The sequence below is a fragment of the Streptomyces sp. SID5469 genome (genome assembly GCF_009862865.1).
Taxonomy (GTDB): domain Bacteria; phylum Actinomycetota; class Actinomycetes; order Streptomycetales; family Streptomycetaceae; genus Streptomyces; species Streptomyces avermitilis.
This window is the reverse complement of record NZ_WWIN01000001.1, coordinates 1-14,141: the sequence shown is the minus strand read 5'-3', so window position 1 is coordinate 14,141 and position 14,141 is coordinate 1. Positions and strand designations below refer to the sequence as shown.

The 14,141-nt window shown below is 68.2% G+C and carries 12 protein-coding genes and 1 pseudogene; 6 read left to right on the top strand and 7 right to left on the bottom strand.

Annotated features, from left to right (window positions below; genetic code table 11):
• Positions 1–644: 644 nt before the first annotated feature.
• The gene (locus GTY58_RS00060) at positions 645–3,041 is read left to right on the top strand and encodes a hypothetical protein (RefSeq protein WP_010981446.1); all 2,397 of its coding nucleotides are present in this window, start codon (positions 645–647) and stop codon (positions 3,039–3,041) included.
• 295 nt (positions 3,042–3,336) lie between these two features.
• Positions 3,337–3,510: a tyrosine-type recombinase/integrase gene (locus GTY58_RS00055; RefSeq protein WP_010981445.1), complete on the top strand. Its 174-nt coding sequence runs from the start codon at positions 3,337–3,339 to the stop codon at positions 3,508–3,510.
• Positions 3,511–4,066: 556 nt separating this feature from the next.
• On the opposite strand, the gene GTY58_RS39955 is transcribed toward GTY58_RS00055, so the two are convergent.
• The 5 genes from GTY58_RS39955 to GTY58_RS00035 form a co-directional block, all read right to left on the bottom strand.
• Positions 4,067–4,420, bottom strand: a complete 354-nt coding sequence (locus tag GTY58_RS39955; RefSeq protein ID WP_052082438.1) for a DUF6262 family protein — start codon at positions 4,418–4,420, stop codon at positions 4,067–4,069.
• A gap of 95 nt (positions 4,421–4,515) precedes the next feature.
• Positions 4,516–6,315, bottom strand: coding sequence for a site-specific integrase (locus GTY58_RS00045; protein ID WP_242432120.1), 1,800 nt, complete (start codon positions 6,313–6,315; stop codon positions 4,516–4,518).
• Positions 6,316–6,343: 28 nt separating this feature from the next.
• Complete coding sequence (locus GTY58_RS41445; protein WP_255253769.1) at positions 6,344–6,475, bottom strand: hypothetical protein; 132 nt, start codon at positions 6,473–6,475, stop codon at positions 6,344–6,346.
• 103 nt (positions 6,476–6,578) lie between these two features.
• Positions 6,579–9,206: a DEAD/DEAH box helicase gene (locus GTY58_RS00040; protein ID WP_010981442.1), complete on the bottom strand. Its 2,628-nt coding sequence runs from the start codon at positions 9,204–9,206 to the stop codon at positions 6,579–6,581.
• A 3-nt stretch (positions 9,207–9,209) separates the two neighbouring features.
• Positions 9,210–10,064 (bottom strand): CGNR zinc finger domain-containing protein, encoded by an 855-nt coding sequence (locus GTY58_RS00035; RefSeq protein ID WP_042494090.1) that lies wholly within the window; start codon positions 10,062–10,064, stop codon positions 9,210–9,212.
• Between the two features lie 165 nt (positions 10,065–10,229).
• On the opposite strand from GTY58_RS00035, the gene GTY58_RS00030 reads away from it, so the two are divergent.
• On the top strand, positions 10,230–10,709 hold the full coding sequence (locus tag GTY58_RS00030) for a hypothetical protein (protein WP_037651948.1): 480 nt from the start codon (positions 10,230–10,232) through the stop codon (positions 10,707–10,709).
• A gap of 122 nt (positions 10,710–10,831) precedes the next feature.
• Here GTY58_RS00030 and GTY58_RS00025 read toward each other — a convergent pair whose 3' ends face one another.
• The gene (locus GTY58_RS00025; RefSeq protein WP_010981439.1) at positions 10,832–11,377 is read right to left on the bottom strand and encodes an endonuclease VII domain-containing protein; all 546 of its coding nucleotides are present in this window, start codon (positions 11,375–11,377) and stop codon (positions 10,832–10,834) included.
• A 74-nt stretch (positions 11,378–11,451) separates the two neighbouring features.
• Positions 11,452–11,760 (bottom strand): annotated as a pseudogene (locus GTY58_RS00020) (DEAD/DEAH box helicase family protein); the annotation flags it as partial.
• A gap of 570 nt (positions 11,761–12,330) precedes the next feature.
• On the opposite strand from GTY58_RS00020, the gene GTY58_RS00015 reads away from it, so the two are divergent.
• From GTY58_RS00015 to GTY58_RS00005, 3 genes are all read left to right on the top strand, one after another.
• Positions 12,331–12,762 carry a hypothetical protein gene (locus tag GTY58_RS00015; protein WP_010981437.1) on the top strand — a complete coding sequence of 144 codons (432 nt, stop codon included), beginning with the start codon at positions 12,331–12,333 and terminating at the stop codon, positions 12,760–12,762.
• Positions 12,763–12,815: 53 nt separating this feature from the next.
• Complete coding sequence (locus GTY58_RS00010; protein WP_037651945.1) at positions 12,816–13,109, top strand: hypothetical protein; 294 nt, start codon at positions 12,816–12,818, stop codon at positions 13,107–13,109.
• 164 nt (positions 13,110–13,273) lie between these two features.
• Positions 13,274–13,537 carry a DUF6199 family natural product biosynthesis protein gene (locus GTY58_RS00005; RefSeq protein WP_237528682.1) on the top strand — a complete coding sequence of 88 codons (264 nt, stop codon included), beginning with the start codon at positions 13,274–13,276 and terminating at the stop codon, positions 13,535–13,537.
• The last annotated feature ends 604 nt before the right edge of the window (positions 13,538–14,141 follow it).

The following is a 14,141-nucleotide window of genomic DNA, read 5'->3' as shown; positions in this document are numbered from 1 at the left end:
CGCTTCCTACCGGACCTTGCAGGAGCTGTACGCGCGCTACACCGATGAACGACGCGAGGAGATCGAGCGACAGGTCGCCGCACTGGACTGGCGGGGTATCACGGGCACGCTGTGCGCCTCCATGAGCGAACGCGAAACCCTCCAGGCACCCATGGCTCTCCTCGACGGTTTTGCCCGCCAGCACATCAAGGTGCTCGAATCGCACGGTGTGCTGGTGCGCGACGGGGAACAGATCGGGTTCTTCCACGAGACTTACTTCGATTTCCTCTTCGCCCGGTCCTTCATCTCCGCCGGAGAGGACATCCACGAGTTCCTGGCCAACTCAGGTCAGTACCTGTTCCGTCGCGCCCAGACCCGGCAGATCCTCGAACACCTTGCTGGCACAGACCCTGAACGTTTCCGCGCCACAGTGGGCCGGCTTCTGGGCTCCGACCGGATCCGCCCGCACCTGCATGATGTGATTATCGCGGTCCTCGGGCAGTTCGATGCCGCGCTGCCTGACTGGAAGGCCGTCGAACCGGTCGCTTGGGGTCAGACGCCTGTGGCGGGCAAGGTACGAGGTCTGCTCGCCCTGCCGCAGTGGTTCGACGCCGCCGACCACGATCAGAGGTGGGAACGCTGGCTGGGCACGCCGCGGACCGCCGATGCTGCGTTCCCTGAACTGCTGGCCGTCGCGCGCCACCGACCCGAGCCGTGTTGCGGAGCTGGTACGACCGTATGCGGGCACCACGCCACAGTGGGGACAGCGGCTTCTGCGGCTGATTGAGTGGGCGCTCACACCCGGCCTTATTGACCTCGCCGTCGACCTGATCGAGAGCGGACATGCGGACGAGGCGCGTGGACCCATCGCGGTGAACAGTGACTTCTGGTCACTCCTCTACGGTTTGGCCGAGACCGCTCCCGCTCCCGCTGCGCGCCTTGTAGGCGCCTATCTGTGGCGTCACCTTGCCCGAGCGCGCGCCGATGACTCCGGCGACCCCTTCGAATCCGGGCACTTGTCAACGCATTCCCAGTTTGCCGACACGGTCCTCTCCCGCATCGCGGAGGCCGAGCCGGAAGCCTACGTGAGCCAGGTCCTGCCCTTTGTCATCGACGTGGCTACGGCAGGCAGCACGGGGGGCACCGACGCCTATGCCCCCAGCGGCCGTTGGGCTCACCGCCTTGTGGGCGGCCACGGCGTCGACGCTGCACTGCTGACCGCCCTCGACACTGCACTGCGCTCCCTGGCTGCCAACTCCCCGGCTGCCGCTGCGGACGCCTTGCAGCAACTGACTCCCTCACCGGTTCAAGAGCTGCGCTTCCTCGCCTGCCGTGTCTACGCCGTCATGAATCAGGCAGACGAGGCGATCGCCTGGCTCCTGAACGATGAACGCAACCTGCGCCTGGGCTGGCTGAGCAGTGCGCGCTGGGCCTCGCGTGAACTCATCGAGGCAACCACGCCTCACTGCAGTGACGAGACGTTGGAACGTCTGACCGCGATGCTGCTCGACTACTACCCGGCGTGGGAACACCGACGGCAGAAGGGGCAGCACAGCGCCTGGGGCTGGAGCCAGTACGAGCTGCTGTCGGCAATCTGCCCCTCGCGCCGTAGCGACGCGGGATGCCGCCGACTCGCCGAATGGGAACGCAAGTTCCCTGGCCAGGTCCCGTCGCCACCGACACCAATCCAGACTGGGTTCGTCGGCTCGCCGATCAGTGACCATGCGGCCCGGCACATGACCAATGAACAGTGGCACCGAGCTCTGAACATGTACGCCAAGCCCCAGGCCGAGCGGTTCTGGCCGCCTCAGGGGGGCGTTCACGAACTTGCTCAGACCCTGGGCAGCCGCGCGGAGCAGGAACCCGAGCGCTTTACCGACTTCGCCTTCACGCTTGGCCCGGACGCACCAGCCACCTACCTGTGCGCGATCGTGGGAGCGGTCACGCCTCATCTGGACGCCGACCGTTGGGAGCAGTTGGCTCTCCACACTCACCAGATCCTCGGCCCCGCCGCCGCGCCCACGATCTGCCGCGCCCTGCAGTCGGCGCCGCAGAACTTCACTGCTGCTTCGCTGCCAGCCCTCGACAGCTACACCACGGACCCCCACCCCGAGCAGGACATCCGCGACGCCGATGCCGAGGGAACCCGAACGGATCTGCTGACCGCCGGCATGAACGCCACCCGCGGCCAGGCAGCGCTCACCGTTGCAGCCCTGCTCTTCCACGGCAGTGAGCACCTGCACGCCTTGACACCCCTGGTCACCCGCCTCGCCAACGACTCTGTGCTCGCTGTCCGAGTCTGTGCCGCCCAGGCCGTGCTGGCCTTGATGAAGCATGACCCTCAGATTGCGCTGGACACCACCGAGCAACTCCTGAACCACCAGGACGCCAATGCCTACAACGCCTCCACCACTCAACGGCTGCTCATCAACATACTGGTCCGTGAACCGTCACGTTTCGCTGCCCACCTCGCTCGAGCCCTCCAAGGGCCGGGCGATACGGCCGAACTTGCCGGCCAGTCCTGGGCTGTTGCCACCATCCAGGGATGCCTCACCCCTGACCTTCCGAACAGCACGGATGAACTCAACGCCCTCGCCCGCCGTGGGGCTGCATCGGTCTTCGCCGACAACATCGACCACTACCCGCACCTTGTCCCGCTGTTCAACGACGATGACGCCGACGTGCGAAAGAACGCCTCCCAGGGCATGCGGCAGGTGTTCGACCTGTTTCCTGCGCAAGCCGACGAACTCGTCAGAGCGTTCCTCGATGGCAAGGCGTTCCCCGACCACCTCGAACATCTGGCCTTCGCTCTCTACGACCACGCTGGCCCCCTTCCCACTGTCGCTATTGATGCCTGCGAACGCATCGTTCAGCACGCGGGCAGGGAGCTCGGCGACCTCAGAACCCATCGTGCGGCGGACGGCCACCACCTGGTCTCGGCAGTCCTCCGCCTCTATCGGCAAAGCCGGCAGGCCGAACGGATCCGTTGCCTGGACGTCATCGACAGGCTCTCGCAAGCAGGTGCCTACGGGTTGACCGCTGCTTTGGAAAACGAGCGCTGACCCCACTGACCCCTGGTCCTGGCCCCGCCGAGAGTTATCTCGGGGCGAGCCAGCGGTGGGGGATGTTTGTTTGGGTTGTCGCCTGCGGGGATGGCCAGTGAGCGTGTGCCGTACGCCGTTCTGCGGGCGGTGGTTGTGTTTGTCACGTGGATGCCGAATTTGTGGCGGAGCGTGCTGTTTCTCCGGTGCCCGGTGTGGTGCGGTGGGTGGTGGTGGACGCCGGTTCGTTTGATCTGCAGGCGGAGGCGGTGGCTTTTTTGGCGTCGTTGCTCTCGGGCATGCGCGTCGTCCGCACATGCTGCGTCACTCGGCGGCGACCCGCTGGCTGCGTGACGGCGTCGACCGCGATGTGGTGCAGCGGCTCCTGGGCCACGCCTCCCCGTTGTCGATGGAGCGCTACCGGCACGTCAACGACGCCGAGGCACGGGCAGCGGTCGAACGCGTCGGTTCTCTGAAGGAGCGCCGATGAGCAGCATCTCGTCCGCACTGTCGCGGCTGCCCGCACCGCGCGCCGAAAACGCGGGGGATCTCGACGGCGGGGGATGGGCTGCGTGGCTGCGAGGTCATCTCGATCCCGCCTGGCGGACCAGTGAATGGCGGCAGGACTGCTGGCTGTTCACCGGCAGTGTCCACGAGCCGCGCAGCTCGGTTGCGCTGTGCCGTACCGAGGCGTGCGACACCGTGGTCTCACCGGCCAACATCTTCTGCCCTTTCTGCAAGGAGGAGCAGAAACGGTCGCCGCTGCCCGACGCGGAGTTCGCGCGGGCCTTCGTGCCGGTGCGTAACCGCGTTGCCTTCGGTGGTGTTCCGGAGCCGTGCAGTTTCACGAAGGACGGGCAGCGCTGTGTCCGGCCCCGCCACTGCAAGGAACTGTGCGCCACGCACTACACCCAGTGGAAAACCCATTCCACCCGCAAGACCGCCGGCCGGTGGGAGGACACCGCCGTCCCGTATGCTGATACCCCTGCCTGCCCGGCTCCCGCCTGCCCGCTGCCGGGCCTGTACGGCCGGGGCCTGTGCCGGCATCATGCGCAGCGCTGGATGGCCTTCCTCATCCGGTCTCTGTCTTCCCTCAGGGTCCGGATCTCCTGCCTGGCGAGCTCGAGTTCTGTGCGCAGCGTGGCGGTGGTGCTGCGGGTGCGGGCGGGCGAGGGGGTGGTGGGGTGCTGGCGTTGTTGCGCGGCTTCGATGTGCTCGCGGATGCCTTCAGCGTAGGTGAGCCATGTGGAGACGCCGGCGGTGCGGGCGACCGCGGTGTGAGTGATCTTTTCGCCCTGTTGTTCCAGGGTGGTGAGCGCGGTCAGGGCTCGCTGGCGTTTGTCGAGGCTGGTGCGGTGGCGGGCCTGGGCGAGGGTGTGCGGGTTGCCGCGGGGGTTCATGCCGGGCCGGTCCTGGAGACGACGGTGAGCGGCAGGAGGGTGTGGGTGTTGCCGGCTCGGGCTTTGCGCAGGATGGTGCTGGCCTCCTCGATCTCCTAGCGTTCTGCGACGGGGAGAGCGGCGAGGCGGCGCTGCATACGGTCGGTGACCTGCTCGTAGGCGGTGATCTGGGCGGTGAAGGCGGTGATGACGAATTCGGCGGCGTCCATCGCCTGGGCTGTTTCGCGGTCGGCGCGCAGTTCGTTGATGTGCTGTTCGATCGCCGGGAGGTAGGAGGGGTCGGGGCGGTAGAAACCGCAGCCAGCGCACTGGAAGCGGATAGGGCAGGAGCTGCCTGCGGCTTTGACGTTGCTGGGTTCGGTGCATCCGCCGTAGGGGACGGCGACGGAGCGCAGTTCGTAGGCGGTCTCGGAGCTGGGGCTGGGGTGGCCGTGGTGGTCGACGACGTGGGCGGCGAGCTTGGTGACGGCGTCGCGTTTTCGTTTCAGGGAGACGGTGTAGTAGCGCTGGGTGGTGCTGACGGACTTGTGGTCCATCAGTTCGCGCAGGACGTCGAGTGGGGTTCCGGCGTCGGCGTGGCGTTGTGCGTAGGAGTGGCGGAAGGCGTAGGCGTAGATGAGGGAGCGGTCGAAAGGCAGTGGGTTGCCCTGTGTGTCGGTGCCTTCGCCGTGCAGGTGGGGGATGGAGTCGACCCAGTCGCGCAGGGTCTCGCCGAGGTAGCTGGTGTGCAGGTAGGGGCGGGTGGCGAGGTGGGTGAGGGCGGGGAAGAGGTAGTCGGCGCCGGTGGGCGGAAGGCTGGCCTGGAGCTGTTCTCGGCGTTCTTGCCAGGTACGGATGGCCTGGGCGGTGGACGTGGTGATGGGCAGGCGTCGGCGGTGTCGGCGGGCCTTGTGGTTGTTCCAGATCAGGGAGATCTGGTCGTTGCGGGTCTCCAGGCAGTCGCGGGGCAGGGAGAGGACTTCCAGGGGCCGTTGGCCGGTGTCTCTGAGCAGGATGTACAGCGTGCGGTACATCAGCTGCAGGTCGTCGGGGGCGAGGGTGCGCTGGCCGCGGGCCCGCCCCAGGCCAAGGAGGTGGAGGTGGGCGTCGAGCTGGCGGATCACCGGTTCGGGGATCGCCTTGCCGATCTCGTCCTCGTTGGCCTCCTGCTCAGGGATGCGGTGGAGGGCGGGGTCACGGACAAAGGCGGCCGAGAGGTCGTCCGCGGCTCCGGAGCGGTGGCCGTAGTCGATCAAGGCGAAAAAGTGGCTGGCGATGGACATGCGGTAGTTCCAGCCGGCCGGTTCGCCGTCCCGTTTCAGTGCCGTGCGGATCGCGTCGACCACGGCGGTGACGTCGTCGTAGCGCAAGCCTGCGGGGTCGTCGGTTCCCGGGCGCTGCGCGAGAGCCCGGGAGGCGAGCTCCACGCCGCGCAGCGTGCGGGCGAACTCGTCCGCTCCCGGGCGCTGCTGGACGGTCCAGGTACGCAGCAGGCCGCGCAGCCACGGCTGCCGGATGGTGCGCAGATCGACGGTCTTGGGCTGCCGGATACCGGCCGGGGTGCGGGAGCGCTGGCCGAGCGCACGCAGATCCAGGACGTCGTCCTGTGCCGGCGCGGTGCCGGTGTACTCCGCATGGCCCGCACGGACCGCCGTACGCACGCGGCCGAGCATCCGCAAGACCGCAACGGTGGAGCGAGGGCACATCTGCTGGTCCCTGATGCCGTCGATGAGCGTGCCGGTCTCAGCCAGGTCCCGCACCATGCGGCGGACCTGCGCAGGTTCGAAGATCCGCAGCCACGGGTCCACCTGCTGCAGACCGTAGAGGACCTCCCAGCGCAGCAGTTCGGGCAGCGGCAGGAGACTGAACTGGTGCGGGGCAAGATACGGGGGCTGCTGCGCCGCCCACGGCGCCACGGCCGCGTCCGGGGGAGTGCGTCGGTGCTCACGGAAACGCCAGCTTGGGCAGCAACTCGACGCCCTCGACACCGGGCACCTGACCGAACGCGTCGACGAACTCACCCGGAACAACCAACGGCTCGAAGACAGCCTCCAGCAGGCCACCGACGACAACCACCGGCTCGCGTGGGCACCCTGGAAACAGACCTGGCGGCAGCACGCACCAGCCTCCGACGGATGATCCGAGAGGAGAACACCAACCGCTGAGGCAGACCCTGCTGCTAAGCCCACTCGACTCCGAGTGCGGCGAGTGCGGTGCGCTGGTCGTGGGTGAGTTTGTCGCGGCGGGTTTTGGTGTTGGAGATCCATACGCCGAGCTTGTGCTGGTGTTCCTGGCCGTCGATGACGACGGCTTCGACGTGTCCTCTTGGTACTACCTTGTGGGCGCCCTCGCGCTGGATCCACTGTGCGAGGGCCGCGAGACCGCGTTGGAAGGCTGCTGCCTTCCCCCCACCCTTCGCGGACGGGGTCGGTGTGGGCGGTTCGGCGGGTGTTACGCCCAGCGCGGTCAGCCGTTGCTGCTGTTCCTCGGAGAGTTCCGCCCAGCTGCGGCGTTGTCGCTGGAGCCATTTGCCGAGGTCGTCTCCTTCGAATTGCACGCCGGGCTGGATGTCGGGGAGTCGGCTGTGGGGTTCGTCGGTGGCGAGGTCGGCCAGGACGCGGTAGTGGCGTTGCCAGTCCAGTGGCCAGGGGCAGTTCCAGTCGGGGTCGATCGCGGCCAGCTGCGTGGCCCGCGTTGCGGCGCGCTGCGGGTTCTTGCCGAGGCCGTCCTTGCGGCGGAGGTTGGCCATGTGTTCCCCGACCGGGACCAGTTCGCTGTCGGCGTCGCCCCATACGGCGTCGCGTCTGGGGGCGAGGTGGCCGTGGGCGCGGTGGAAGGAGCGCAGGGCCGCGAGTTTGTTCTCCCAGGCTTCGTCGCCGGGCTCCCACACCATCCCGGCCTCGTCGAGCAGGGTCGTGCGGTGGGGATCGAGTTCGCCCGCACGGTAGGTGCGCCGCTGCTGGTGGACCCACCGCCCCAGCGGGAATGCCTTGGTGACGCCGGCCTCGGTCTCGGTGTCGTACGGGACGGCGTACAGGCCGGTGATGTGGTTCTTTTTCCGCCAGCGGAGCAGGGCCTGGTAGCCCTCCAGCCACACCAACGACTCGGGCCGGTACACCCGGGTGCGCAGGAACGCCGCGATCGTCGTCGCGTCCCTCGGGGTGGAGAAGTGCAGCAGTGCTGACTCGACTGCGCCCTCGCTCTCGTGCTGCCCGCCCTCTCCTTCGGTGGTGGTGCCGATGATCCGCCCGTCCTCGTCCCGCTTCACATGCACGTGCCGCTGCCCGCTGGTCAGCGCCCGGCTGGCGAGCTGTTCGACGAGGCGTTCGGAGTGTGAGCGCAGGCCTTGGAGGACGGTTACGAGGGGTGCGAACGAGGCGGAGGCGACCATGTCGGTTGGGTTCTCACCGGGCTGGAGGAAGACGGGCACGATGATCCTGGCGGTCTTGTTCGTGCCGTCGGGGTTCGGGCGCAGGGCCCGGCCGATGTTCTGGACGATCTCCACCTGGGAGCCGCGGGTGTCGGCGAAGCAGATCGCCTCCACACCGCGTTCGCCGACGATGTCGACGCCCTCGCCCAGGACCCGCACGCTGGCCAGGAACGCCCGGTGCACGCGCTTGTTGCCGGCGTCGAGGCCGTCTGCGAACTGGCGCAGGACTTCGCGGCGTTCGGCGACGAGGTGGTCACCGCACAGCCACGCCGCCCACACTCGGTCCGGGGGTACGTGGCGGCCTGCCTCCAGCTCGTAGAACTCCGCGCCGATCGACGACTCCGGCAGGGCCCCGGCGTCGACCAGGGCCTCGGCGGAGACCTCGGCCTCGTAGAGCCGGGCTGCCGTCTGCGGCATCGTCTGCGCGAACGCGGCGGCCTCCTCGACCCGCTGGTGGAACGTCATGACGGTGCGCAGGTTGCGCGCGGCGGCGTGCTCCAGGAGCGCGGTCTGCAGCAGCGCCAGGCGCCGGCCCCGCTGCGCCTCCTCCGATTCCCCGAGGGCGGGGGAGGGGTCGCGGATCTCCAGCACGTCGATCTCGAAGCCGGCCAGGATGCCCCGCTCGACGGCCTCCGACAGCCCGAGCTCGAACAGCCATTCACCGTAAGGGCCGTCGGGGTCGCTGGCCATCGTCGCGATCTCCAGCTCCCGGCCGTCCGCGCCCTTCTGCGGGCGGGGGGAGGCGAGGATGCGCGGGGTCGCGGTCAGGTAGAGCCGGAAGTCCGCGGGGATCCGGCTGTTGTCGTGGATCGCCGCCCACGGCCGCCCGAGATCACCGGTGGTTGAGTGGGCTTCGTCGACGACGGCGAGGTCGAAGCCGTCCATCGTCTGCCCGTACAGCCGCTGCCCGCCGGCCAGAGCGGCCTCCAGCGGACCGCGTACCTTCGCCCGGCCCGTGACGTCCTCGGGATCCTCACGGTCTACGAGTGAGGCGTACGTGGCGAACACGACTACCGGCCCGTGCCCCGCCCACAGTGCGAGCTGGATGGGGTTGGTGGTGGTCCGCACGCCGAGCTGCTCCAGGACCTCGTCCTTCTCCAGCGAGCAGGCCGCGACCATCGGCCCGTTGTGGCCGACCCTCCGCCACGCCTGGGCGGTCTGCACGAGCAGGTCGAGCGTGGGGACCATGACGAGGATCCGTCCGCCCCTGAAGCACTCCCGTGCGGCCCACGCGGCGGTGATCGTCTTCCCGGAGCCGGTCGCGGAGACGACGGTCCCGCGCAGCCCTTGCGCCGGTACCGGTGACCTCGTGGGGAATCCCGCCCACGCCCGGATGCGCGCGTTCGCTTCCACCTGGTGTTCTCGCAGGCTGATCATCAGTCAGCGCCCTTCGGCAGTCGGCTCTGAGGTGTCGTGAGACTGAGGACCAGGCGCCGGCGGCTGCTGGAGGGTCGTGGTCTGCTGTTTGCGGCGCCGGCGGTGTTCGCGCTGGGCCTGGGCGCGGGCGCATTCGCGGGTGCAGTACTTGATGCCGCTGGTGCGGTTCTGCCCGTATGCGGCGCGGCCGCGCTGGCGTACGAAGTGGCGGCGGCAGGTCTCGTTCGCGCACTCGCGGATCGTGGCGTCCTCGGCGAGGTGGTTGTAGAGCTGGAGGAACGCCACAGCGAGGATGGTGGGGTAGCGGTCGCCCAGGCCGCCGATGCCGATGCTGAACGGCTTCAGCGCGGCGTTCAGTTCGCTCACGAGGTTGCTGATCCTGATCTCCAGGGAGAGTTCGCGCAGGTGGTCCAGGTCCCGCGGCCACGCTTCCTCAAGATCAGCGTTGCTCGCTTGCCACTGCGCCAGTTCTTCCTCGGACACCTCGGGCTCGATGAGCGCGTCGAGCCCGCCCTCGCGGCGCAGGGCCAGCCAGGTGGTGATGGCCGCCTGCGCCTCCCTCATGAACAGCGTGGCCAGTTCGCCGTGCAGGGCGAACGGCGCGCGGGGGTGTTCGCGCTCCGTGAGCTCCTTGAGGCGCTCGTAGACGTCGACGTCCCAGCTTCCGGTGTTGATGCTCCCGCCGAGGTGTCCGTAGGCGCCCATCAGGGCGGCCACGGCGTCGAGGTCCTCAGGGTCGACCTCCATGAACTCGCGCAGGTAGAAGTCCTCCGGCACGGGGACCGTGTGCGAGCGGGAGCGGACCTGCGGGGTCCAGACGATCCATTCACCGTCGGCCCGCGCTCCGCGAAGAGGCATCAACTCCGGTGTCGGCACGGGCGTTCCAGGCCATAGCGTAGGACGAAAGCGTGGGTCAACGTATGCCGCCATGAGGAGCATCATAGCCTTCAGGAGGGTAGGACGAACTATGAATCCTTCGTATCACGCACAGGGATCGTGGCACTTACCCCAGGGGGAACCCGAGTGACGCAGTGGCAGGACCGCCAGGCGATAGGCGACATGCACGAACGTCGGGTGGCGGCCGCGCTGCGCGCCCGCGGCTGGACCGTCCAGCCCTGCGGACAGGGCACCTACCCGCCCGCCGTACGGGAAGCCCTGCGCCGGACCCGCTCCGCCCTGCGGCACTTCCCCGACCTCATCGCCGCCCGCGGCGCCGACCTGATCACCATCGACGCCAAGGACCGCATGCCCAGCACCGACACCGACCGCTACGCCGTCAGCGCCGACACCGTGACCGCCGGCCTCTTTTTCACCGCGGCCCACGCTCCGACTCCGCTGTACTACGTCTTCGGCGACCTGAAGGTCCTCACGCCGGCGGAGGTGGTCCACTACACCGCTCACGCCTTGCGCCACCGCAGCGGTGCCTTCCACCTCGTACGCACGGAGCAAGCACACTGCTTCGACGACGTCTTCGGATCGGCTGGCGCAGCAGCTGCGGCATGACCGCCACCGCGCCCTGCTGCTCGCCAAGGACGCTTTTCTGGCCTTGCGCTCAGGACGGCGAACGTCGCGAGCCCGAACCAAGCCCCGTGGCTGCCGGCCGCCGCCCGGGAGGACAGCGGCGTTCAGGAGCTGAGGGCGTTCCCCTCGGGATGGTCCGCGGCGGTGAAAAAGGCGTCGATGAGGTAGCTGGATGCGTCGCGGGGGCCTGCATGGTCCCTGGCGGTGGGGCGGGCTTCGGGGTGCCGGGCGGGTGGGCTGTTGAGGTAGGTGTTGAAGCGAGGGCTGTCGCGGAGGACGTTGGGGAGGCGTTCGTAGGCGGGCAGGCGGGTGGCGTTGCAGGGCAGGCACAGGAGGCCGCGGACGCACCGCCCGCATGAGCCGCCGGGAGGGCAGCAGCGGTGGTCGTGGTCGATGTGCCAGAAGCTGACGGCATCGGGGCAGTGGTCGGTCGGCGGGCCTTCCTGGCACAGGGCGCAGACGTCGCGCTGGAAGCGCATGATCGCGTTCCTCCGCGGCACGGTGATCCGGTATCGGCGGACCTGCCGTTCGACTCTGTCGCAGCGGACGCACAGGGCCTTGTCCTGACGCGGGACCCGCGGGTCGGGGGTGTCGTCGTCGCCGCACCCGCCGCAGAAGAAGATGTCGTCGTCGGGGAAGTTCCAGTCCATGATCCGACGGTAGTGCCGGTAGTCGGTGCACCGAGCCAGAGGTGGTTCATGGGCGGCGCTGGGCGTCAGGTCCGCTCGTTCAGCACTGGGTCGTTCTCCAGCGAGCACACCGCGATCATGGGGGAGTGGTGGCCGACTGCCCGCCACGCCTGGGCGGTCTGTGCGAGCAGGTCCAGGGTCGGCACGGTCACGAGGATCCGGCCTTCGGGGAAGCAGTTCAGCGTGCTCGCGGCGGCCATGCTCGTTTTGCCGGACCCGGTAGCTGACACGATCGTGCCACGGGCTCCCTGAGGGGGCACAGATGACCTTGCAGAGAATCCGACCCACTAACGGAAACTAGCCTTCTGGTCGACCTGATGTTCCCGGAGTTGAATACCCCGCATTTAGTGCCCCTCCTCAAGCTCTATCTACGACCGTTGCAGGAAATCACCGGGACGGTGTAAAGAAAGGGACGGACACCGTACCGTCTTTCGCCCACCATGCCCCGCTCGGCGGGTGGCGCCAGGACCTGAACTCTGATCTTCGTGCTCCCGAGCCCAGTCCGAGCCCTGGATCCCCTGTCTCGCCTCGTACGCGCCAAGCCGGCTGCAGCCGTCGAGTCCCTGACGCGCCGCCACTCCACATGCTTGGCCGCCCAGGTGTCAGCCAGCCGCTCCGGGTCCCTCTCGAACTCTGAGAAGGAATCGCCCCGCCGCGACTGATCCGCTGTCTCACGCTCACGCGCAGCGGCTTTTGCGACCCGCTGCGCAACGGCACCGTCCAGGCTATTTGCCTGACGCCGGACCCGATCCCGCGGCACATCCCGAGCAGGCCACATACGGCTTCCCTTTTCTGGACGGCCTGCGCTGCGCACCGTCCAAGCGGTGAGGGTGTCCTACATTTTCGTCAACTCTACATGCTGCATCAATCGGCTGGTCGCGGTTCGGCCAGTGGAGGGAAGATAGGCTCCCGCCATGACCGCCGAGTGGTACGTCCTCGTCGAAGAGGACACACGAGAGACCAAGCGCGCCGACGGCGTTGAACTCAGATTGCACCGCTGGAAACTGGCGGCCACTCAGCACATCGCAGGAGATCAGGAACAGGCCGCCGCCGCGGCCGAGGATGCGGCCCTGAACTACATGCCGGGAGTGCTCGCTCGGCATGCCCGACCGGGAGACGAACCGGCCCGGCATGCTTTCCTCACCCAGGACGGGGCCTGGCTGGTGCTCCTCAGGCAGCGGCACCGCGAGTGTCACATACGGGTGACCACTGCCCGGCTCATGCATACACAGGAAGAGAAGGAGGCCCCGCCGAAAAGCTTCAAGGAGAAACTCCGCAGCGCCCTGGATGGTCCTCAGCCGCCCGAACCGGCTGGTAGGCCATGGAAGCCGGGCAGCGAAACCTGAAGGGCATCAAACGAAGCCCACTGGATAGCGCGGTTCGGGGTACACGGGCCGGCATGGCACCCAAGACTGATCACCTCATGTCCCTGCGGGCCGAGCGCCAGCTGCGTCAGGTCCGTGCCTTCTACGCGGTAGGGGTCCTGTTGTGGGCGGCCGCCGCGGCCTGGACGGGATGGGCGTATCCCGCAAGCCGGCAGATGTGGGTCTCCGTACTTCTCCTGGCGGTGTTCACCGGCCTGCTGTTCACGGCCTCCCTGTGGCTGAGGCGCCTCCAGGCCGCCACAGCAAACAGGCCGGCGCATCACGCTGCACCGCGACAGGCATTCGCCTCTCGCCACGCGAACGCCTGAGCCCGATAGTCACGAGCACCCCTCGCACCCAGCCTTGCCCGTGTCGGCGGGCCGCCGCTCCTGGAGGCGCAGCCGGAAGGATCGTGGGGCGGCGGAGAAGCAAGTGGATCCGCCGAGGGGGCGCTGTCCGTTATCTGAGGCGATGTCAGGGCATCCGCAGATGCATGAATCGCGATGCGGTAATGGAGGCTGCCTCCGATGGCGGCGGCAGTCCGGTTTTCATCCCGATCTTGTGCGCCTTGCTGATCATGGGGTTCATTCAAGTCACACGTCCGCAACTGCTCTGGAAGGCGAACAGGAACCTTCAGCGGGGATGGGTGAAGGACCCGGACGCGACCGAGCCCACCAGTAAGGGGTACGCCATGCAGCGGGTTACGGGGGTGCTCTTCCTGGCGATCGCCACATGGATATTGGTGGCGCAGATCTGATCGGAAGCCAGACTGCCCGCCTCGGCATCTAGCCCGGGGAGAGGCGCGCTTGATGGCAGCTGCAGGCAAGGAAGGAGGGGGCGCGCATGAGGAAACGCTCCGAGCCCTACGTTCCGCCGTCATGGGCGAGGCCGGGCAACAGTTGGGGGCCGTGGCTTTACTGGCCGATGCTCTGCCTGGGCATCGGCTTGCTGGTGTGGCGGATAGTCGATGGTGATGGCACAGGCCGCATCCTGGTGTCAGCCGGCATGGTTCTCGTGTGGATCTGGCTGCTGGTAGCCAACCGGTCTGCACGACGCAGGCGGCCCACCTAGCTGCCGCCCGGGCCGCAAGGCCCGTTGGCCGGCTTCGCGCAGCGATGCCGGCTTTGGTGGCGCACAGCGCCACTTGTAGCTGGAGCGCAGCGGAAGCTACCTCGCGTGGGCGTAGCCCACACTGCTCCGGGAGCGCAGCGGACGGAGCGTCACCCCGGTTGCGCAGCAACCGAGGTGAGCGGGACGCGCAGCGTCCCGCCGGCGCTCCCGCGGAGCGGGAGCGCAACACCCGCGCGCAGCGCGGGTGTTCGCTTGCACATCGCGCAGCGATGTGGTACCCGCTCCGCGGG